Origin of the sequence: Blautia sp. AM23-13AC (assembly GCF_003435675.1) — a bacterium.
GTDB classification, from domain to species: Bacteria; Bacillota; Clostridia; order Lachnospirales; family Lachnospiraceae; genus Fusicatenibacter; species Fusicatenibacter saccharivorans.
On the sequence record NZ_QTUL01000012.1, the window covers coordinates 67,007 to 88,238 of the forward strand.

Here is a 21,232-nt window from a genome sequence, read left to right on the forward strand (position 1 = left end):
TCTTTACATATGCTGAAAACGCCGGACAGATTTTTCTCTGCCCGGCATTTTCTATCTTCATGTTTATGATTCAAGCAGCTGCAATACCGCATCCAGCATAACTGTCTCACCTTTTTCCAGTTTTACCGCTTGACGCATCTCTCCATACACAACTTCCCCTTCATACGCCTGATCCGCCGTAACCGCACACCGTGTCAGTTTTCCATTCTCCCACGCAAGTGCAATCGATGCATTTCCAACCAGCCGCAGGCCTTTCACTTCTCCATGATCCCACGCCTTCGGCAGCGCCGGAAGGAGAATGATTTTGTGTTCTCTGCTCTGCGCCATCGCGCGCTCCAGCTTTTCGGTAATCTTCTCTGCCTCTTCGATCACCAGAGTATGACCCATGGTATACACACGGCCGCCCGTTGCTTTTGCCGACAGGCACATGGCAAATTCCAGGGCATTTTTTCCTAGGTTTCCGCTCAGATAAATCGTGTGATCGTTGACCTTTCCTGTACGGTCAAAATATTTTGCACGGTTCAGCATCCCCTCAACCGACACTTTTCCCTTCGGTGCACGAAAATGCAGCACCATACAGTCCGCCGGTCTGGAAATGAAGCAGGTTCGGCAGATTTCCAGCGATCATCGCACCAAGCCGTCCATTCTGTCACCAAAAGAGGGAGGCAGACGATTCCACCTCCCTCTTCGTTTTTCAATTTCTATCTAATACTTAATACTCGACGTTCTCTTCATTTCCTTCTTTTCTGACCGTCAGAATCTCTGTCTCACGTCCTGTCAGCGCGCGGCTTCTTTCGCCCGGCTGCTGTCCGCCGATGGAGATTTCATACTCGCCCGGCCGTACGACACATCCGCCGTCCTCTGTGATAACAGCAAAATCTCTTGCATGCAGTGTCACAGAAACCTCTTTTTCTTCTCCTGCCTGCAGTTCCACGCACGCGATGCCTTTTAACTGGAAGCCTGGCTCACCCGGCTGTGCGTTTTTGTATTTCACATAAACCTCTACGCTCTCATGCAGCGGATATGCACTCTCATTCTTCACCTTCGTGCACACGTTCACATCGTCGAGCACCGCGCTCGTCTCCTGCTCCGTTTTTGCGCCGCTGTAGGAAATTGTTCCATACGTCAGTCCATATCCAAATGGATACAGAATATTTTTATCAGTATAGCGGTAAGTTCGTCCTGCCATGCTGTAATCGGTGAACTCCGGCAGATTTTCTGTTCCCTGATAGAAAGTCACCGGCAGTTTTCCGTTCGGTGCATAATCGCCGAACAGCGCCTCTGCCACGGCTTTTCCGCCGCGCGCACCCGGATACCAGCTGTCAAGAATAGCCGGTACATGCTCCTCGGCCCAGGACAGGTCGATGGCACTTCCTGCCGAGAGAACGAGGACTACCGGTTTTCCAACCGCTGTGATTGTCTCAAGCAGTTCCTCCTGTAAGCCCGGCAGATTGAGACCCAGCTTATCGCCGCTCGCGTATTCGTTTCCGGCATCGCCTTCCTCGCCCTCAACAGTTGCATCAAGTCCAAGGCACAGAACGACAACGTCTGCGTGCTCAGCGGCAATGACAGCCTCTTTGAAACGGTCTTTGTCCTCGCCGAGTCCTTCGACTTTATTTTTATACAGATGGCAGCCCTCTGCGTATGTCACTCTCACATCATCACCGACATACTGCTGAATTCCTTCCAGCGGTGTGATGTATCTGGACGATGTTCCCTGATAGTTTCCAACCAGCGCTGCTCTCGAGTTCGCGTTCGGTCCGATCACGGCGATACTGCGGATCTTCTTCACATCGAGCGGCAGCATGTTGTTTTCATTTTTCAGCAGAACCATACTTCTTCTCGCTGCCTCGACGGACAGATCAACATGCTCCTTGCACTCGACTAGATCGTAGGACAGATCTTCGTACGGTGACGGATAGTCTTTCATCATACCGAGGCGGATGCGGATTTCCATCAGACGCTCAACTGCCGCGGTGATTGCCTCTTCGGATACCAGGCCATCCTCGTATGCTTTCGGCAGATGCAGGAAAGCAACGCCGCAGTTCAGGTCACAGCCGTTGTTGACGGCACGCGCTGCGGACTCCTCTACATTTTTGGTCACTCTGTGGTGCTCATGGAAATCTATGATTGCCCAGCAGTCGGAGACAACATGGCCTTCAAAGCCGAACTCATCGCGCAGGATGTCCTTTAACAATGTCTTGCTTCCGCATGCCGGTTCACCGTTGACACGGTTATACGCGCCCATGACTGCCTCGACTTTTGCATCCCTGACACAGCGTTTGAAGGCATACAGATAGGTGTCATACAGATCATGTTTGCTGACTCTTGCGTCAAACTCATGGCGGATCGCCTCTGGGCCGCTGTGGACGGCGAAATGTTTGGCACACGCCGCTGCCTTCGGGTGATCCGGGTCCGGTCCCTGTAATCCGCGGATGTAGGCGCATCCGAGCTCACCAGTCAGATACGGGTCCTCACCATATGTCTCATGGCCGCGGCCCCATCTCGGATCACGGAAAATGTTGACGTTCGGTGCCCAGAAGGTCAGGCCTTTGTAGATGCCGCGGTCGCCTTTTCTTGAAAACTCGTTGAATTTTGCACGTCCCTCGGTAGAAACAACATCACCGATCTCCTGCAGCAGCTCTTTATCAAACGTTGCTGCAAGGCCAATAGCCTGCGGAAATACCGTTGCCACACCAGCTCTTGCCACGCCGTGCAGCGCTTCATTCCACCAGTTGTATGCCGGAATGCCAAGACGCTCGATCGCCGGTGACTGATAGACCATCTGGCTCATTTTTTCTTCCAGCGTCATCTGGGAAACCAGCTGTTTTGCATACTCTCTCGTCTCTTTACTCATAGGTAAAATCCTCCCGAAATTTGTTGCCTCTATTATATCGCCGCGTTTCCCGTTCGGCTAGTCAAGTATTGCTCTTTGCTTCTCATTTTATGCGATTTTTGCGAACGACACCGGGGAACATACGAGGAAATCGTGTATGCGTAACCATCCGATATACACGCAGAAACTCCCGGCAGAATTTCTCGTATAAGATCTTCCGTCGGGAGTTTCCCTTATCTATTCCTGTGAAATTTTATTTCTGATACTCTTCCTCGATATTTTTTACCGCACGGAGCTTGTTCGCGTATTCCAGAATCTCTTCTTTGGAATATTTCTGTTTCCGGCACCAGGTGAGGATTTCTTCTTTTACTTCCTCCGGCATCTTGTTGTTCATGCGCAGACAGTCACAGAAGGTTCTCTTCGGAGAATAATATTTGTAGGAACCAAACTCTGTCTTTTTCTCACAGATTTCGCCCGGGACATCGGCATTCTGGAAATAAAAACGTCTGATTTCAAAATTTTCCAGATCCATTTTTTTTCGGTCTGTCCGTGCTGTTGCAACTGCAATCGTAGCCGGCTCTTCTTTCAGCATTCCGGCAAGCCATGCAGCACTGTCCATGCAGATGACTGCGCGTGGGTTTACTTTCGCAATTTCGATATATTGATAGTCTTCCGGTTTTTCATAACCACAGTCCTTGCACCAGTACCAGCCGCGTGCAAATCGTTCCAGACTTCCTTCCTCTTCCATTTCTGCCAGCTGCAGTACAGTCACCTGATGATCTCTGAGGTCTGCGAAGCTCATATATCCATGATGTTCTTTAAATAACGTCGTGATCTTCTGGTATGTTTTAAAAAGCATATTTTCTTTCCCCTTTCAGGATGTGATACATGTTTTTTCATCTATAGGCGTTTGCACATATAATATTCCAATTTTCATGGAATGGCAAGCACTAATTTGCAAAAACCATGTTTTTTCTCTGTTTTTTTCTTATTAGCTGCTGCTAACATATTTCTCTTTTTATCACTTATAAGTATACCTTTTTTACCTGAAATATGCAACCTGCTGATCCGCTTTTTCTGTTCTCATACCAGCAGAAAAAGACCGGATTTTTTACTTCTCATCCGGTCTTTTTCTCTTTCATTCTATCTTTTAACGTTTACCGTAAAACCTTTTTCACTCTGCCGCTTCCAGAATTTCTTTTAATGCTTTGATATAAAGTTTACACTCCTCCATCGTTCCCACGCTGACACGGCTCATCTCAAATGCGCCGATACGGATGCCCTTTTCCATCAGCTGTTCCTGAATCCAGGCCGGATCTTTTCCGGTATCGAAGTAGATGAAATTCGACTGGGACGGATAAACCCTGCAGCCAAGCGCTGCCATCTCTTTTTCCAGATACTCTCTTCCCTCCACGATTTTTGCTTTCTGCTCCTGATAATATTCCTGGTCTGCCAGGCCTGCCACTGCCGCTTTCTGGGCACAGACATTCAGGTTCCAGGAAGCGGAACATTTCCGCATGATTCCAATCATCTCTTCGGAGCCCAGCGCATAGCCGACACGAAGGCCTGCCATCGCATAATATTTGGAAAAGGTGCGGAGAACCAGAATCGGTTTTTCCGGATGTGCTTTCATATAATCAACCATACTGCAGCAGTCCGGCTCGGTGGCAAACTCCATGTATGCCTCATCCATCACCAGCAGCACGTCCTCCGGAATGGTATCTGCGAATGCTTCCAGCTCCCCGATCGGCACATACGTTCCGGTCGGGTTATTCGGATTGCAGATCACCACGATTTTTGTTTTTTCACCGATTTTTTCTTTCATGGCAGGGAGATTAAATTTCTGCTCCTCGGTTACCGGTGCGGAGACCGGCACACCGCCATTTAAATACGCCATGTCGGCAAATGCCCCGTAGGTCGGCGCGGAAAACAGCACCTCATCTCCATCGTCCAGAAAGGTCAGTCCGATCATATCGATCATCGCACTCGATCCGGCGCCTGTCAGTACATTTTCTGCTTTTAATCCGTACTGCTCCGCTACCTTCTGTTTCAGCAGTACTGCCGCAAAATCAGGATAAAAATGGCTTCCCGCCATAGAGTCCTCCAGTGCCGCCACTGCCTTCGGTGACATTCCATAATTGTTTTCATTTAATCCCATATGGATCAGTTTTGAGGTGTCCTTCGCAAATGCCTTCTGGCGTCTGCTCGGCGGCATGCTCTGTAATGCGTGGCTGATGATTTTATTTACTTCCATATCCATTTCCTCCTGTTTTCTTTTTCAATCGGATATTCACAAGCCGCTTTCACCGCTTGCTTGATTCGGTTAAATTTCAAAGGGGCAGCCAACGATTTGTTCTGGCTGCCCCTTCGCAATGTGTTGTAATCTCTGTTCTGTTTTTTTGTTTTATGCCGTTATAATGCTTCCTCACCGTGCTGTCCGGTACGGATCCGGATGACATCTGCTACTTTCTCGACGAAAATTTTTCCGTCTCCGATATTTCCGGTGCACAGCTTCTTTTCCAGAAAGCCTTTCAGCACTTCTATGGTCTTGTCGTCGCCCACCGTCTCGAATTTGCATTTCATCAGCACATTCGGACCGCTCATGGTTCCGCGGTACATCACACGGTAGCCCTTCTGGTTTCCGTATCCCGTGATGTCGGTTTCCATCGCGCCGTATACGGCACACGATTCCATAATGTCGATGACCTCCTCGCGGTTTGCGGGTTTGACAATGACTGTCAGTTTCTTCATATTTTACACCACCTTATTTGTCATTGTGGAAGTGGAAGTTTGCATAAGCGCTGCATCCATGCTCGTGCATATCCAGTCCGTCAATCTCTTCTTTCTCTGTTACACGAAGGCCGATGGTCTTTTTCAGAATAAAGAACAGGAGAAAAGCAAGCACCAGGGTGTAAGCTGCAACTGCTACAAAGCCGATCAGCTGGGTCAGGAAATTGCATCCCTCGCCGAAAATACCGGTGAACAGGGTTCCAAGTGCTCCGCAGACACCGTGTACGCTGATTGCGCCAACCGGGTCATCGATTTTTACGACTTTATCAAAGAACTCAACCGCAAAGACAACGACCACACCTGCGACTGCTCCAATGATAATGGCTTCATAATCGTTTACCACATCGCAGCTTGCCGTGATGGCTACGAGTCCGGCAAGTGCGCCGTTCATGGTCATACTGATATCTGGTTTTCCATACCGTACCCAGGTAACAATCAGGGTAACAAGGGTTGCGGCTGCGGCTGCGAGGTTGGTGGTCATGGCAATATCGCCGAGGTTGTAAGTTGCTGCTGTCGTAGATCCACAGTTAAATCCAAACCAGCAGAACCACAGGATGAAGACACCGAGCGCACCAAGCGGAAGGTTGTGTCCCGGAATCGCAATCGGTTTTCCTTCTTTTGTATATTTTCCAATACGAGGGCCGACCATCTTTGCGCCGGCAAGGGCACAGAGGCCGCCGACCATGTGAACTGCTGTGGATCCTGCGAAATCATGGAAGCCGATCTGGCTTAACCATCCGCCGCCCCAGATCCAGTGTCCGGTGATCGGGTAAATGAAAATGCTGATTGCTGCGGAATAAATCAGGTAAGAGATAAATTTTGTTCTCTCTGCCATAGCTCCAGATACGATCGTTGCAGATGTTGCGCAGAATACGGTCTGAAAAATCATAAAGACTCCGATCGGCAGTCCGTTGAACATGCCGTCTGCATCGGCCAGTGATTTCGGGTTAAAGAAACCAGATGTTCCGATAAATGCATTGCTGCCTCCAAACATCAGTGCAAATCCGACAATAAAGAAGAAAAGCGATCCGAGCACGAAATCCATCATGTTCTTCATCAGAATGTTTCCTGAGTTTTTCGCTCTTGTGAATCCTGTCTCTACCATGGCAAATCCGGCCTGCATAAAGTACACCAGAAAGGCTCCGACCATGGTCCATACGATGTTCAGTAATACCTGTGTGTTTTCCATAATAATGTCCTCCTCATCCTTACCTGAAATGCTTTAAAGAGCCTGTTCTCCGCGCTCGCCGGTTCGGATACGCACCGCATCCTCTACGTCGTATACGAAAATTTTTCCATCGCCATAGCTTCCGGTTGCCAGGTTCTTCACGATAAAGTCAACGATTTTTGCCACCTTCTCATCCTCTACCACGGTTTCCACCTTGATTTTCGGAAGCATTTTTGCCACGATTTCTGCTCCGCGGTACATCTGACGATATCCTTTCTGGTTACCATATCCAAGGATGTTGGTAATCATCATACCGTTTGCCTTCTGCTCCTCGAGAAGTGTCTCCAGGCTTTCGAGGCTCTCCGGACGAATTACAATTTCCAGCTTTTTCATGTCTTTCCCTCCCTTTGCTCCTGTACTCCCGGAATCTTTCTGTACCTGATTCTATGAGAGTAACTTTCTTTCTATAGAAATCTGTATAAAACAGTTTTTCTAACAAGATTAATTAATTACGCTGGTCGGCATTCCTTCCAGATAAGACCGGAAGTTTTTGACCGCCAGGTCTACCGCCCGGAGTCTTGCTGCTTTTGGCTGCCAGGCGATGTGCGATGTGATAAAGGTGTACGGCGACTGCATCAGCGGAATCTGATACTGCGGCGGCTCATTCGCAACTACATCGAGTCCTGCCATGTAAACCTTTCGTGATTCGAGTGCCTCAAGAAGTGCGTCCTCATCGATGATGATTCCCCTTGCGGTATTGATGATAATCACACCGTCTTTCATTTTCGCGAAGGCTTCTCGGTTCAGAAGTTTTTCGGTTTCTTTCGTATGCGGACAGTGAATTGAGATCACATCCGACCGCTCGAAAATCTCTTCCATGCTGACCTGCTCGATGCCCTCGTACTGCGGCCCCGTCTTTTTATGACGGCTGTTTGCGATGACCTTCATGCCGAAGCCTTTTGCTATTCTCGCAGTCCACAGACCGATCGCACCCAGTCCGATGATTCCCATCGTTTTCTGGTAGAGCTCGATCTGCGGTACGAACAGTTGATTGTAGGCTGCCTGCGGATCGGTTTCTTTTGCCTTCCAGTAACCCGTTTTGGTATAGTCACTCTGTATCGTGACATTGTGGCAGATGTTCATGAGCAGTGCCATCGCGTACTGGGCAATGGTGACATCGCCGTAAATGGTGTTGGTGATCGTCACACCGCGCCGCCTTGTCATCTCCACATCAAAGGCTTCAAACCCATGGCCGAGCGTTGCGATATATTTTAAATCAGGATGTTCTTCAAAAAGTTTTTCGTTGATGACACCTTTGTGAACCCAGATACCAAGCGCTACGTCGGCATCGCCGATCTGTCTGCTGTAATCCTCAAAGGTGTACCATTTCTTTTCCTGCCGGATGATACGGAATTTTCCGATCTGTGGCACGGTCCGCAGCGTTTTCTTCCATTCTGCTTCCATCTCTTCGTACGTCAGATCAATCGTTCCCGGATCTCCCTGGAAAACGACTACCTCATAACTTCCTTCTTTCATACGCCTCGCCTCCTGTTTCCTGATGTCTGTTTTTCTGATGTCTTTTCTGCTTCCTGTTTGTTATGCAGCTGTTTTCGCCGCTCGCACGACAGATTTGTTTTCCCATTTATGGCCAAGATACCGGACAATGTAGAATCCTGCGCGAACCACCCAGTCGAGTGTCTGTGCAATCCAGACACCGAGAAGTCCGACCTGAAAATGAACGCCGATAAGGTAAGCCAGTGCAATTCGTACGAACCACATCGAAAGGATGCTGACGTTCATCGTGAATTTTGCATCGCCTGCGGAACACCAATCGAAAAAATCTTTTTCAGCATCGCGCCGTCCCATCCGACCAGAAACCATTTTGTACAGTGAATTTCGTATTTTGGCTGATGCAGCAGCACGAGAATCACGATGCTGGCAAAAGCTCTGGAGATCAAAGTGGAAAGTGCAACACCTGCGACTCCCATGCCAAAACCGTAAACGAAAACCGCATTTCCGATGATGTTCAGACCGTTCATCACAATCGATGTAATCATCGAAATGTTTGAATTCCCCATCACCCGGAAGAGCGCCGCCCCGGCATTGTAAATACCAAGGAACGGGAAGGAAAGGGATGTGATGAAGAAGTATTCTGCCGCGTAGGTCATAACCTGCTCTTCCACCGATCCATAGACCAGATGGAGAATCCGGCGGTTTCCGAAAAAGGAGATGCCGCAGATGACAAGTGCGATCAGTCCGCAGATCATCACAAGCTGCTCGGCTGCGTGACAGGCGGTTTCTTTATCTCCGCTTCCGAGGAACTGTGCTCCGACAACCGAACCGCCGCTTGCCATGGATGTGAAAACCACAATCAGCAGAACGATCAGCTGGATCAGACGCTTTCGGGCAAATAAGACGTTTGTGTTTTCCATCGGATTTCCTCCTTCCCGTTTTTCTTTTTGTTTTTCTGTACTGTTTCTGATAAAAGAAAAGGCGACCCGGAAGTTTTCCTTCCAGATCGCCCCGTTGCGAACTATCACATTTTTCTGCCTGAGATCGAGAAAGCGCGGCCCGAAGTTTTTCCTTCGTACCGCGCCTTTGCGAATCCGTTTCTTATATGGAGTTTCAATTGAAAAACAGGCAGATCATTTTCTGGCTTCCTGAGAGTGTTTTCCGGGAGAAATTTAAACCTTGGAGAAAGGGAAGAAATAAAAAGACGGAGAGATTCTTTTTTCAGAACCGCTCCGTTGCGTTATCTTTATTCTATTCCATTGCTCTGCTGTTTTTCAACATAGGCACATTCTAATAAAAATTTTCTTTTTTGTCAATCCTTAAATTTTTTGACGTTTTCCAGTCTTTTACATTAGTTCTGTCAATTTTACACAATTTTTCAAATGATTTTCGTCTGTTTCTGAACATTTTTCGCACTTTCATCCGAAAGCTTTTTGTTTTCTTTTAAAATCGCGGAAAAATTTCAGGCAAATTCTGTAAAAATTCAGAGCGACCGCCGAAACTCTAAATCCAGTCAAAATCCCCGCCGGTAATCGCAAGGCTGAGAAGCGCATCCATCTTTTCCACTTCCTCTTCGCCCTCAATTTTTTGCAGCAGCACGGCAGTATCCAGAACATCCTCCAACGACTCGCCAGGCCCGATCTCATAATCTATCTCTGCCTCACAGTCCGGGCATGGAATTTTCTCCATCGTCTGCAACGATAAAAAGCGGTTGCCGCATTTTTTACATTCATAATAGCCACATGTTTTGGTTCCGTCTGGTACGTAATACATTTTTTCTGTTCTCCTTTTTCTTCCTGTATCTGATTATACCGTTCCCCGTGAAACAAAGCAATTGGAAATATTTCCGTGGACATAATTTAAGCCCGATCGATTCTTTTTTCTCTCGACCGGGCTTTTAATGAATTTCCAGTAATTTCATTTTATACACCTACTGCTTTCATTGAATTCGGGGTATTTCGTTATGTTCCTTTTGGACCGTACCTCCTGAATTTTTTTGTTTTTATTTTTTCCCTATGGGCCTCTGCCTTTCATTGGAATCATCTCCTTTAGGTTCTATATGTAAACTCTTCAGAGATTTTTTTGATGTTCAGATTAACTATGCCATTGGACTGTACCTCTTACTTTCTTAGATTTCGTTTTGATGTTTCTTTTTCGTCTTGATGTTTCTTTCTTGTTTTTATTTTTGTTCTCTTTTCTTTTGTTGATCTTATATTAACTCATCTTATCTGTTTTGTCAATACTTTCTTTTAATTTATTTTGTATTTTATTATTTTCAGAATATTGTGACATTAAAATCGAAAGATCAGAAACCTGATGCAGTCTCACTTACAAAGAGGCGGCCGCAGGCTTTCGCAAAATTCAACCCCCGGCTTTTTTTGACCCACCGCAGGGCGATCCTGCTCCCTCCGGAACTCCACAGAATCTTCTTTCCAAAAGAGGAGAACGAAAGACTCCGCTGTCTTTGCCTTTCGCAAAGTCCAGCGGAGCATTTTTCCCATATTCTTTCTTCTCTTCTTAATTTCTTATTTGCAGAGTTCTTCGGCCAGTGCCTCGATCTCTTTTACGTTCTCTTCCTTCACAGCGGACATTACTTTTACATTATTCTCTGTCCAGGTGATATTTTTGCTCTTTTCAAACATACCTTTCATCACTTTCGCTGCGGTCGGTGCCCAGCTTCCGTTTTCGATCAGACCGATGGTGCGGTTCTGGAAGCTGCGCTCTGTCAGGCGGTTGATGAAATCCTGCATGAACGGGTAAATTCCTGCATTGTAGGTCAGCGTTGCGAGAACCAGCTTACTGTAACGGAAAGCATCCGCTACGGCAGCGGACATATCGTCTCTTGCCAGATCGTAAACAACGACATTCGGACAGCCTTTTTCTTTCAGCTTATCTGCAAGCAATTCGGCAGCTTTTTTTGTATTGCCGTAAACAGAAGTATAGGCAACCACAACGCCCTCTTCTTCCGGACGATAAGAAGACCAGATATCGTATTTTTCAATGTAGTGGCCAAGATTTTCCGTCAGAACCGGACCGTGCAGGGAACAGATTTTCCGGATGTCCAGCGTACCTGCTACTTTCAGGAGCTTCTGTACCTGCAAACCGTATTTTCCGACAATACCGATAAAATAACGGCGTGCTTCGTCATCCCATGGTTCCTCGCGGTCGAGTGCACCGAATTTTCCAAAACCGTCTGCTGCGAACAGAACCTTGTCCGTGCTGTCGTATGTAACCATAACCTCCGGCCAGTGTACCATCGGAGCGAACACGAAGGTCAGAACGTGTTTTCCGAGCGTAAGGGACTCACCGTCCTTTACTTCCAGTTTCCTTCCGGCGAGATCCATCTTTGGGAAAAAGTTTTTCATCATGGCAAAGGTTTTTGTGTTTGCAACAACGGTTGCTTCCGGATATGCTTTTACGAAGTTTTCAATATTCGCAGAGTGATCCGGCTCCATATGCTGTACGATCAGGTAATCCGGTTTTCTGCCATCCAGTGCTTTCGCAACATTTGCCAGCCATTCATCCGCAAAGTTTGCATCTACGGTATCCATAACTGCCGTTTTTTCATCGAGAATTACGTAAGAATTATATGCCATGCCGTTCGGCACTTTGTACTGACCTTCAAACAGGTCTACCTGATGATCGTTGACTCCCGCGTAGATAATATCCTCTGTAATTTTCATAAAAATCCATATCCTTTCCATCTTGTTTTTTCCTGCCCGGAACCTGCTCCGAACCGTATATTTTTATATTATCCTATGATGGAGGAAAAAGCAAGGAAAAAGCAAGTAAAAATAGTAAAGATTACTATTTTTACTTGCTTTTCTCCGTTCACACACACGATATCCCTTTTCCACAGCTTGCAAATCATCACAATACTTCTATTTTACAGGCATGTTCTTTTGTTTCTTTATCATAACTGATTCCAACCGCCAGTCGCAAAAGCAAGTGCAGAAAGATTCCGAGCGTACATGCTGATACTATGAGTATAGTCTTTTTCTGTGGGAGGCGCAAGAATGGAATCCCGTTTCTCACTTCTTATTTATTTTCCGGGAAAACAATCTCTTTCTCTGGTACGCCTTCTGATTTGATGACGTAGCCGTCAACATCATCAAAATGAATCTTGTACTGATATTCGCTTTCACGTCCCTCTTTTGCGTCATCGGCATCAGCGTAATAGGTAAGGCGAATTTCGAAAGTATTTTTGTTTCCTTCGCGCCAGGACTCATCGCCGATCAGCCAGTCGTTTTCGAGGTTTTTGTTTCTTTTCAGCAGCACCTCGGCGTACTGCTGTGCGCCCCTCCAGATTCCTGTGTTTTTGTACCGGTTCTGCATGGTGTTCTGATACTGCCACAGTGTTACAAACATGATCGTCGCCATAATTGCCGTGAAAAGAACGGTTTTGTATTTCTTTTCTTTTTTCTGTCTCTGCCGGCGGATACACCGAATGGTTCCGATCATCATCATTACCAGAACAAACAGATACCACAGGGTCCAGAAGATCTGCTCTTTTCGTTCAAGACCGCCGGGAATGAATTCTGCCAGCTGATCGCCCCAGACGAAATTTACCAGGGATGCCAGAATGCCGATAGACAGAATGGATGCTGCCCCATAGACTTTCCGGCTTTCTTCATCATCGAGGTTCTGGAAGAAATACCACAGCGATACAAACGCTGCTGCCACCAGACCGCCTAGAATCAGGCCGCCGCCCACGTTTACGATCTTTGCCGCCCACGCTGCCGCTGCCACACCGATCACCAGAAATCCCGCGATCACGTTTGCGTTCCGGTCCTGTTTTTTCTGCTGCCTTGAAATGTCACCTGCGTTCTGCAGCATTTCGGCCACCTCCTTCTGAGTATACTGAATTTCCGGCGCCGCCTCTTCCTTCGCCTTCTCCTGCCGTTCGGAGCGCATCAGTTCCAGCACAGAAATCCCAAGTGCCTGAGCCAGCGGCTCAATCGTCTGGATATCGGGAAAGCCAAGTCCCGTTTCCCTTAGTTAAAGATATTGTTGGGTATCTCAAGATGTGTCATTCGATTTTGCCGATAAAGCGGTAGAAGATTTCCACTTCCTGTTCCCGGCTTCCGTCCTCACTTTTGACCGCTTCATGGACAAGGATTTTTTCAATCAGCGTATTCAGAAGTTCAGCCGTCAATTCTGTGGGATTGACATACTGTTTCATCAGACCTATCCACTTTTCAGCGTCAACCGCTGTCTGGGCGGCGACCTCCATCGCTTCGTGAAGCCGTTCAATTTTTGCGTCCAATTCTCGCTGTTCGCCCTGATACTTTTCGGACAGCATATTGAAATTGTATTCTGTAATGCGTCCGGCAGACCAGTCCTCATACATTTTTGCAAACAGGGTGTCTACTTCTGCTTTGCGCTTTTCCGCCTTTTTCAGTTCGGCTGTCTGCCGCTTCCTTGCAGTATTGCGTTCCTTGTCGCTGGCGTTAAGTAGCCGTTTCAGAAGTTTGTCCCCATCCTGCTGTACCAGCACAGACCAGTATTGCAGACGGGAAAGGACATAGGCGTAAAGCACATCATAGCGGATATAGTGCATGGAACACTGGTGCAATCCTTGCCCGTACTTGCTACAATGGTAGTGGGCATAGTGATTTTTGTTCTGGCTGTTCATACCATAGGCCAGCGACCAGCCGCAGTCCGCACATTTTACCAGCCCGGAAAATATCTGTGTTGTGCCGTTCTTCTGCCGTCTGCGCCTGTTGCAAATCTGCTCCTGTACTTGACGGAACACATCTTCGGAAATAATCGCTTCGTGGGTGTTCTCCACACGATACCATTCCTCTTTTGGCTTGCGTACTTTCTTCTTGTTTTTGAATGAAATATTGGTCTGCTTATTGTGGACGCTGTGTCCGATATAGGTTTCCTCTTTCAGAATACTTTTCACCTGCGCTATCGTCCACGCATAGGCTTTTTCCTCCGGCGCTCCGGCATAGATATTTGCGAAAGTGCCGTATCTCTGGAAATTCAGCCAGCCGGGAGTAGGTACTTTTTCTTCGACCAAAATCCGTGTAATGCTGGCGGCTCCCCGGCCATGAACGGCAAGGTCAAAAATCTTTTCGATAATCCACCTTGTTTCCGGGTCAATCAGAAGATGGCCTTTCTTATCCGGGTCTTTGACATAGCCAAGCGGAGCATAGGCTCCATAGTGTGCGCCATTTGCGAACCGTGTCCGCATGGCCGCCTTTACCTTTTTGCTGGTCTGGCGGGCGTGCATTTCATTCAAAATGTTGAGGAATGGGGCAAGCTCATTCTCTCCGTTGATGGTGTCCACATTGTCATTGACAGCGATATAGCGGACGCCTTTGCTGGGAAAGTAGATTTCCGTGTACTGGCCGGTCAGAATGTAGTTTCTGCCTAAGCGGGATAAATCCTTCGTAACAACGCAGTTGATTTTCCCGTCCTCAATGTCATCAATCATTCTCTGAAAATCCGGCCTGTCAAAGTTCGTTCCAGACCATCCATCGTCGATATATTCATCTATGACATTCAGGCCATGCTCGGCGGCATATTGCCGGAGCATCATGCGTTGTGTCTGAATACTCCCGCTTTCTCCTTGCAGTTCATCGTCCCGGCTCAATCTCATATAAAGCGCCGTGTTGTAAATCGTAGTATTGTAAGGTTGTTTCACCGTTAAAAATCCTCCTTCTAAAGAAACAACCCACGCTTACAATACTTTTGCTCTATGGCAATTATATCATAAGCGTGGGCGTGTTATCAATGATGGGCTATCAGGTTGAAGCGGCTTTTTCTGCGGTATGCCGCACCACATCTACAATCAGATCACCGAGGGGCTTCCCGCCTGCGGCGAAGTGTTCGGAGATTTTTATACGGTTGTTCCCACATACAAAATACTGCGTGCCGTTCTCTGCTTGTATGACCTGCCCTGTCCGGGGTGTAAAAATATCGCTTTCGCTTTTTGCCATCCAGTGTCCTCCATATTCAGTTTTCAAGGTACAATGCCGCACAGGAGCGGCGAAAATTTCTGCTTATACTATCACCTTTCCTTTACCGTGTGCCGCTGCTGCCGTTTCAGTTCCGCCAGTATATCCGGCGGGATACGGTCAACCAGCCGCTGTAAATTGTCCAGTTCGCTTTTCAGCTTTGCCCGTTCCATCGTATCTTTCATCTTGCCTTTTTCACTGGCCTTTGCCCTTGCTTCCAACTTCTCATTCTCCGCCAACAGGTCATTGATTGTGACCTTGTACTTTTTCAACTGCCCGGAGAAGTTCTCCATCTGCGGGAACCACTTTTTCAGCATGGAGAGGGCTTCCTCTTTTTTCTTTCCGGCGTTCAGTGGGTTAATGCCGTCAAGGGCGGCTTCAATGGCTCTGGCCTGTTTGGAGAGGGAAACCGCCTGTTTGAAAATCCGGGTGGGGATATGCTTCCGGCCTGTCTTGCTGGCACTTTCCCCACGCTCCAAGTCAGGATATTTCTCCACCATATAGGCGTGAAAATCGTCCTGCCACTTCGTCAGGTTTGCCCGGTTGCCGATAATCTCCTTTGCGCACAGGCGGTTGTCCTTTGTCAGCGGAACAAAGGTCAAATGCAGGTGGGGCGTTTTCTCATCCATGTGTACCACCGCCGACACGATATTTTCCCGTCCTACCCGGCCAATGAGGAAATCTGCCGCCCTTTGGAAGAACGCCTGTATCTCCTTTGGGGATTTCCCCTTGAAAAACTCCGGGCTGGCGGTTATCAGCGTATCGACAAACCGTGTGCTGTCTTTCCTTGTCCGGCATCCGGCCTGCTCGATACGGCTCTGAATGAAGTGGTAATAGCGTCCCTCCGGCTTGACGATATGGAAGTTGTATTTGCTCCGGCTTGTGTTAATGTCGGGATTGCTGGTATACTGTTCTTTCTGTCTTTCGTGATGGGCTTCCAGCGGCCTTGCCGGGTTGCCCTTGTGCTTCTCAAACCGCAAAATTGCGTGTTGTGCCATTCTGCTCCTTTCCCCATTCCTTTCCTATCCGGGGTTTTCTACAGGGAAAATCCCGCCGGAATTATCTCTGATACGATAAGAATGGAATGGATATAAATCAGTCATTTTAATCTTTGTATTTCTATATACCGTCCGGTTTTCATACTTCAGGAGGGCGGTTTCCGTACTTCATGGGTACGGTTTTCAGTCCCCCGGCGTACCAGAACCGGATTTCTTGAAGTCGGTGTTTGGAACCGCTTCATAGGATTTTGGGAAAATGCGGTTGGGTTTTCCACAGCCCTGCTTCTGGATTTCCACCAGTCCGGCGTATTGCAGTTCCCGCAGGGTGTTCACCGCTTTCTGCCGCCCACAATGGAGCAGGTCAACCACTTCGCAGATAGGGTAATACAGGAAAATCCGTCCGCAGTCATCCGCCCACCCATTCTTGCGGGACAACTCTGTCCGGCGCAGGATAAAGGCGTACAGAACCTTTGCCTCGTTGGACAGGGGCCTGAATGTGGGGGCTTCAAAGAGGAAATTCGGGAGCCGGGTGAAGCTGAACGCCTTTTCCGGCTGATGGATATAGATGGTGTTTGTCATAGTGCGTTTTGTGGACGGTTAGAAGCCCATTTTTCAGGGCGGACGATACTTTATACCACCTGCCCCGGTTTGGGGCTTGCGGAGCCTGATAAATCAAGGCTTTTTTCGCTCCTAACTGTCCACAGCAGACCTCCTTTTCCGTTCACTTTCTGTTTTCTGCCGCCTGTGAACTCTGACGGCACAGCCGGGGCAGTATTTTGCCCGGTTGGATTTGGGGACGAACACGCCGCCGCAGACCGCACAGCATTTCAAGTCCTTATCCCGGAAAATCTCCGCTTCCAGCGTTCCGTCCAGCGGCAAGACCGCCCAGCGGAACCACTTACAGCAGACCGAGAAAGAAACCGTCTGCGGGCAGGTGCAGGTGTCCCCATCGTCAAGGACAATGCAGTTGCCGTCCTCACAACAACAGCACTCCCGGCGTATCAGGCTGGCCGCCTGTTTCCTCTGCGCCGGTGTCATGCGGTAAAGGGAACCGTCCGGCCTGCGCTCCAGTGGCGGCAAGTCTTTATAGAGGTTATTTCTCATGCGTTCCCTCCATTTTGCTTTCCGTTGCCGTTCTCCCCGAAAAGGTTTCCTGCCCCATTCCTGCGGCGTATTCCAGCGTTGGCACGCTCCCCGCAACTTCGGGACAAAATGTCCCGAAGTCCGGCTCCTTGCGGTGCTTCCCCATCCGGGGTATTCCTTTTCGGACGGTCATTCTGTTTTCAAGGTGCTGTCCATCGATGAACTACCCTAAGTCTACACCTAAATGACCGCCCGTCCCGTATATCCGAAAGGTAGGAAATTGGCCTAAAAAACAGGCTATTTCCACGCTTTCGGAATTGTGGTATAATAAAAATGATATTTGCAGACAAGGGGGAGCGCATGGAACTATCCATACAAGAACGATTGAAAGACCTGCGTGTGGAACGCGGTCTGACGCTGGAACAGCTTGCGGAGAAAACCCACCTCTCCAAGTCCGCTTTAGGGAGTTATGAGGGGGACAACTTCAAGGACATCAGCCATTACGCCCTTATTGAGTTGGCAAAGTTTTACGAAGTGACTGTTGATTATCTGCTGGGCCGTTCTCAAACAAGAAATCACCCAAACGCCGATCTTGCAGACCTGCATTTGAGTGATGATATGATTGAACTATTGAAAAGCGGGCTGGTGGACAATTCCCTTTTGTGTGAACTGGCGACCCACCCGGATTTTCCCCGGCTCATGGCCGACCTTGAAATCTATGTGAACGGCGTGGCGGGAAAACAGGTACAGAGTGCAAACGCCATTGTGGACGCCGTGAGTGCAACGATTATGAAACAACACAATCCCGGCTTGACTGACCCGCAGCTGCGACAGCTTATCGCCGCCCACATTGACGACGACAGCTTTTGCCGCTATGTGATACAGCAGGACATAAACAAGATAGCCTTCGACCTGCGGGAAGCCCACAAGGACGATTTTTTCAGTGTCCCGGAGGACAATCCACTGGAAGATTTTTTGCAGACCGCAGAGGAAACCACCAGAGAGGACAGCGACCCGGAGCAGGCGGCTATGGCATTTATCTGTAAGCGGCTCAAGCTGAACTATGGGAAACTGTCAGAGGAAGAAAAGAAGTGGTTGAAAAAGATTGCACAGAAATCGGATTTACTGAAAAATCCAAAGCCGCAGCGAGGGAGAAAGTAAGAGAACGGAAAAATTTGATTTAGTGAGGTGTAAGGAGTGGAAATTAGATTTATTGATGAAAAACACGCCGCAGATATAAATATTCCCAACGAACCTTTTCCCATTAGGGGACGAATGGTTATTACCTACAACGGAGACAGATGGGAACATACAGAAAAACTATTGCCTTCTGAACAGATTGAAGAAATGACATTCCCAGATGAAAACTACAATTATCATGAGATGAAAGACTATGTTTTTATCGGAGCATATGAGGGAGCGGATTGTATTGGATTAGCAATATTGACTCCTGTATTCAATCCCTGTCTTTTTTTATACGACTTGAAAGTCAAATGCAAAATGCGTGGTAAAGGTATTGGTAAACAGCTAATTAAGGCATCTTATCAATATGCCATAGCAAATGGGTATGCAGGTTTGTATACTGTTGGTCAGGACAACAATTTGAATGCGTGCTTGTTTTATTTGGCTTGCGGTTTTGAAATTGGCGGACTTGATACTAAAATATATGAAAACACAAAGCAGTCGGGAAAATTTGATATAACCTTTTATATGCACTAAAAATAAGTACATTAAATGAATTCAGGTTTATCGGAGAGATAGCAAAGCCAGCCGAGCCAGTCAACGGTCAAGATGAACGGCGCATAAATGCGCCGCCGTTGACAGTCCCGCCCGTCTTTGCTAAAGGGTAATCAAGGCGGGAAAGCCCTAAAATGGCTTCACACCTATTTCAATAATTGGAGGAGATAAAAATGAGATCAGAAAAGGAAGTTTATGATATTGTTTTGAATTTTGCAAAAACAGACAAACGCATTCGCATGGTTACTTTGGAAGGATCTAGAACAAATACAAATATTCCGCCTGATGATTTTCAGGATTTTGATATTACTTTTTTTGTTACGGATATGGACAGCTTCACAAGTGATGATAAATGGCTAGATATATTTGGTGAAAGGTTGATTCTGCAAAAGCCGGAAGATATGGAATTATTTCCAGCTGTAGAAAAGGGATTTTCATATTTAATGCTGTTTACTGATGATGTTAAGATAGATTTAACTTTGCTGCCGCTGGAACTGATAGACGAGTATTTTACATGGGATAAACTGGTAAAGTTACTGTTGGATAAAGACAACCGTATCGTAAAGCCGCCAATACCAACGGATATAGACTACCACTTGCAGAAGCCTACTCAAAGAATGTTTGACGATTGCTGTAATGAATTTTGGAATACTACAACATATGTAGTAAAGGGCTTATGCCGCAAAGAAATTCTTTTTGCTATTGACCATATGAATGATATAGTACGAAAAGAATTGCTTCGCATGATTTCCTGGCTGATTGGTATCAAACAGGGATTTCATTTCAGTTTGGGAAAAAACTATAAATTTATGAAGCAATATGTCCCAGAGGAATTGTGGGAACGACTTATGTCCACTTATAATATGGATTCCTATCCCCATATGTGGGAATCCTTTGAACAATGTATGGCATTGTTCCGGGAGGTTTCGTCAGAAGTGGCATGCCAGTTGGATTACCAGTATCCACTATATGATGAAAAAATCAGTAATTATGTGATTCGGCAAAAGAAAAAATATGGCATTGAAGATGATAACAAATAAAATTTTTTCAATCGAAAAAATTTATTTTGATTATTCAATTTTGAAAAACTGAATACCTCAAAATCAGAAAGAGCGCGGCCAAGCACTTTGAGGGATTGGCCGCCTTGTCCACCCATCCAGCGGGGCGGCGGGCGGCGGTCAAGGCCGGGTGTAACCCCGTTCATTTCAGCCTTGACGGTTGCCCGCTGTCCTGCTACTTTTCCGGGAGTGTGGCCACAACTTCGGGACACTTTGTCCACAAGTCGGAGCGTAGGACGAGGGACGGGGGCTTTCATATACGCCCTGTCTGCTGATGAAACCAGACCTGCGCTTGCGGCTCCACGCCACGCAAGCACAGCCCTGTTTTCCTGCCGCTTCAAATGCCCTTGCCCTCCCCGGCGGCAACGGCATTTTCACGGCAACGCCGACAGAGCGTATAACACACTACACTTTGCTTCGCAAAGTCGTGTGCCAAATGGGGGCGTTGCCCCCTTTGGAAACCTCCACAAGAAAAGGCGGTACGCTACCCCTCCACGGGGCGCATACCGCCTTTTCTTGTTATCCAGCCCTCCGGCTGTATCGGTTGAGCAAAAGTCCGCGTGGGATTGATGTGGTATCTTTAACTTTGGGAAACTCCCCGCTCCCACCGGCTGACGGCTTTATCCGTCACATGAATCTTTTCCGCAAGCTCTGCCTGCGTCATCTTTTTCTCTTTTCGCATTCCGGCAATAAACCGCCCGAACTCTTTCGCTTCCACGTCGTGTCCCTTCCTCCTGCTGTTCCCGCACCGTCTCATGTTGCCCAGCGGAGCGTTTTTACAGTCTCAGAATAGGCGAAAATAGGCTGTTTTGTCAATCTACGAATCCTTTACCTGCGTTTTTACGCAAAAAAATCCCCGATTCGGCACAAAAGTGCCAAATCGGGGATCTTGTATTTTCCTGTATTTACAGCCCGATCATATTTGCAAACAATACGATCAGCGGAATAGCAATGATGGTTCTCTCCAGAAAGATCACCAGCAGTTTCCAGAAAGTGAACCTCACATGACTAAAGTCACGTGCTTCAAACCGTTTTAGGCGGCAGACAAAATATCGGCGGATACGCCTGTTTCTTAGATCTTGCGC

The 21,232-nt window shown here is 47.6% G+C and carries 23 protein-coding genes; 3 read left to right on the plus strand and 20 right to left on the minus strand.

Annotated features, from left to right (window positions below; genetic code table 11):
• Positions 1-63: 63 nt before the first annotated feature.
• The 18 genes from DW642_RS12495 to DW642_RS12580 form a co-directional block, all read right to left on the minus strand.
• Complete coding sequence (locus DW642_RS12495) at positions 64-621, minus strand: glycoside hydrolase family 95-like protein (protein ID WP_330410142.1); 558 nt, start codon at positions 619-621, stop codon at positions 64-66.
• Positions 622-712: 91 nt separating this feature from the next.
• A complete protein-coding gene (locus DW642_RS12500; protein ID WP_117510384.1) occupies positions 713-2,857 on the minus strand; it encodes a glycoside hydrolase family 3 C-terminal domain-containing protein in 2,145 nt (714 codons plus the stop codon).
• Positions 2,858-3,089: 232 nt separating this feature from the next.
• The gene (locus DW642_RS12505) at positions 3,090-3,695 is read right to left on the minus strand and encodes a type IV toxin-antitoxin system AbiEi family antitoxin domain-containing protein (protein WP_022462444.1); all 606 of its coding nucleotides are present in this window, start codon (positions 3,693-3,695) and stop codon (positions 3,090-3,092) included.
• 315 nt (positions 3,696-4,010) lie between these two features.
• Complete coding sequence (gene hisC, locus DW642_RS12510; RefSeq protein ID WP_158555027.1) at positions 4,011-5,090, minus strand: histidinol-phosphate transaminase; 1,080 nt, start codon at positions 5,088-5,090, stop codon at positions 4,011-4,013.
• Between the two features lie 158 nt (positions 5,091-5,248).
• Entirely contained in the window at positions 5,249-5,587 is a 339-nt protein-coding gene (locus tag DW642_RS12515) for a P-II family nitrogen regulator (RefSeq protein ID WP_117510386.1), read from the minus strand.
• Between the two features lie 13 nt (positions 5,588-5,600).
• Complete coding sequence (locus DW642_RS12520; RefSeq protein WP_117510387.1) at positions 5,601-6,815, minus strand: ammonium transporter; 1,215 nt, start codon at positions 6,813-6,815, stop codon at positions 5,601-5,603.
• A gap of 33 nt (positions 6,816-6,848) precedes the next feature.
• Positions 6,849-7,187 (minus strand): P-II family nitrogen regulator, encoded by a 339-nt coding sequence (locus tag DW642_RS12525; RefSeq protein WP_117510388.1) that lies wholly within the window; start codon positions 7,185-7,187, stop codon positions 6,849-6,851.
• A 108-nt stretch (positions 7,188-7,295) separates the two neighbouring features.
• Complete coding sequence (locus DW642_RS12530) at positions 7,296-8,330, minus strand: 2-hydroxyacid dehydrogenase (RefSeq protein ID WP_117510389.1); 1,035 nt, start codon at positions 8,328-8,330, stop codon at positions 7,296-7,298.
• Positions 8,331-8,390: 60 nt separating this feature from the next.
• The gene (locus DW642_RS12535) at positions 8,391-8,594 is read right to left on the minus strand and encodes a hypothetical protein (RefSeq protein ID WP_117510390.1); all 204 of its coding nucleotides are present in this window, start codon (positions 8,592-8,594) and stop codon (positions 8,391-8,393) included.
• Positions 8,591-9,226, minus strand: coding sequence for an MATE family efflux transporter (locus DW642_RS12540; protein ID WP_147326122.1), 636 nt, complete (start codon positions 9,224-9,226; stop codon positions 8,591-8,593). The genes DW642_RS12535 and DW642_RS12540 overlap by 4 nt, the downstream gene beginning before the upstream one ends.
• Before the next feature lie 583 nt (positions 9,227-9,809).
• Entirely contained in the window at positions 9,810-10,079 is a 270-nt protein-coding gene (locus DW642_RS12545) for a hypothetical protein (RefSeq protein WP_117510392.1), read from the minus strand.
• A gap of 752 nt (positions 10,080-10,831) precedes the next feature.
• Positions 10,832-11,989 carry an FprA family A-type flavoprotein gene (locus tag DW642_RS12550; protein ID WP_117510397.1) on the minus strand — a complete coding sequence of 386 codons (1,158 nt, stop codon included), beginning with the start codon at positions 11,987-11,989 and terminating at the stop codon, positions 10,832-10,834.
• A gap of 355 nt (positions 11,990-12,344) precedes the next feature.
• Positions 12,345-13,142: a hypothetical protein gene (locus DW642_RS12555; protein WP_242991190.1), complete on the minus strand. Its 798-nt coding sequence runs from the start codon at positions 13,140-13,142 to the stop codon at positions 12,345-12,347.
• Positions 13,143-13,335: 193 nt separating this feature from the next.
• Positions 13,336-14,913 (minus strand): recombinase family protein, encoded by a 1,578-nt coding sequence (locus DW642_RS12560; RefSeq protein WP_207726614.1) that lies wholly within the window; start codon positions 14,911-14,913, stop codon positions 13,336-13,338.
• Positions 14,914-15,058: 145 nt separating this feature from the next.
• Positions 15,059-15,253, minus strand: coding sequence for a hypothetical protein (locus DW642_RS12565; RefSeq protein WP_002334813.1), 195 nt, complete (start codon positions 15,251-15,253; stop codon positions 15,059-15,061).
• Positions 15,254-15,324: 71 nt separating this feature from the next.
• Positions 15,325-16,269 (minus strand): MobV family relaxase, encoded by a 945-nt coding sequence (gene mobV, locus DW642_RS12570; protein ID WP_005610211.1) that lies wholly within the window; start codon positions 16,267-16,269, stop codon positions 15,325-15,327.
• A 183-nt stretch (positions 16,270-16,452) separates the two neighbouring features.
• Positions 16,453-16,848, minus strand: coding sequence for a replication initiator protein A (locus DW642_RS12575; RefSeq protein WP_117502387.1), 396 nt, complete (start codon positions 16,846-16,848; stop codon positions 16,453-16,455).
• A 111-nt stretch (positions 16,849-16,959) separates the two neighbouring features.
• Positions 16,960-17,373 carry a cysteine-rich VLP domain-containing protein gene (locus tag DW642_RS12580; RefSeq protein WP_054352687.1) on the minus strand — a complete coding sequence of 138 codons (414 nt, stop codon included), beginning with the start codon at positions 17,371-17,373 and terminating at the stop codon, positions 16,960-16,962.
• A 339-nt stretch (positions 17,374-17,712) separates the two neighbouring features.
• Between DW642_RS12580 and DW642_RS12590 the strand changes: the two genes are divergently transcribed.
• From DW642_RS12590 to DW642_RS12600, 3 genes are all read left to right on the plus strand, one after another.
• Positions 17,713-18,513 (plus strand): helix-turn-helix domain-containing protein, encoded by an 801-nt coding sequence (locus tag DW642_RS12590; protein ID WP_117502385.1) that lies wholly within the window; start codon positions 17,713-17,715, stop codon positions 18,511-18,513.
• A gap of 36 nt (positions 18,514-18,549) precedes the next feature.
• The gene (locus DW642_RS12595; protein WP_117502383.1) at positions 18,550-19,071 is read left to right on the plus strand and encodes a GNAT family N-acetyltransferase; all 522 of its coding nucleotides are present in this window, start codon (positions 18,550-18,552) and stop codon (positions 19,069-19,071) included.
• 191 nt (positions 19,072-19,262) lie between these two features.
• Complete coding sequence (locus tag DW642_RS12600; protein WP_001255868.1) at positions 19,263-20,129, plus strand: aminoglycoside 6-adenylyltransferase AadE; 867 nt, start codon at positions 19,263-19,265, stop codon at positions 20,127-20,129.
• Between the two features lie 598 nt (positions 20,130-20,727).
• On the opposite strand, the gene DW642_RS12615 is transcribed toward DW642_RS12600, so the two are convergent.
• Both DW642_RS12615 and DW642_RS16070 read right to left on the minus strand, forming a co-directional pair.
• On the minus strand, positions 20,728-20,865 hold the full coding sequence (locus DW642_RS12615; protein ID WP_117510393.1) for a helix-turn-helix domain-containing protein: 138 nt from the start codon (positions 20,863-20,865) through the stop codon (positions 20,728-20,730).
• Positions 20,866-21,052: 187 nt separating this feature from the next.
• A partial coding sequence (locus tag DW642_RS16070; protein ID WP_207660212.1) for a hypothetical protein occupies positions 21,053-21,232 on the minus strand: 180 nt, incomplete at its 5' end.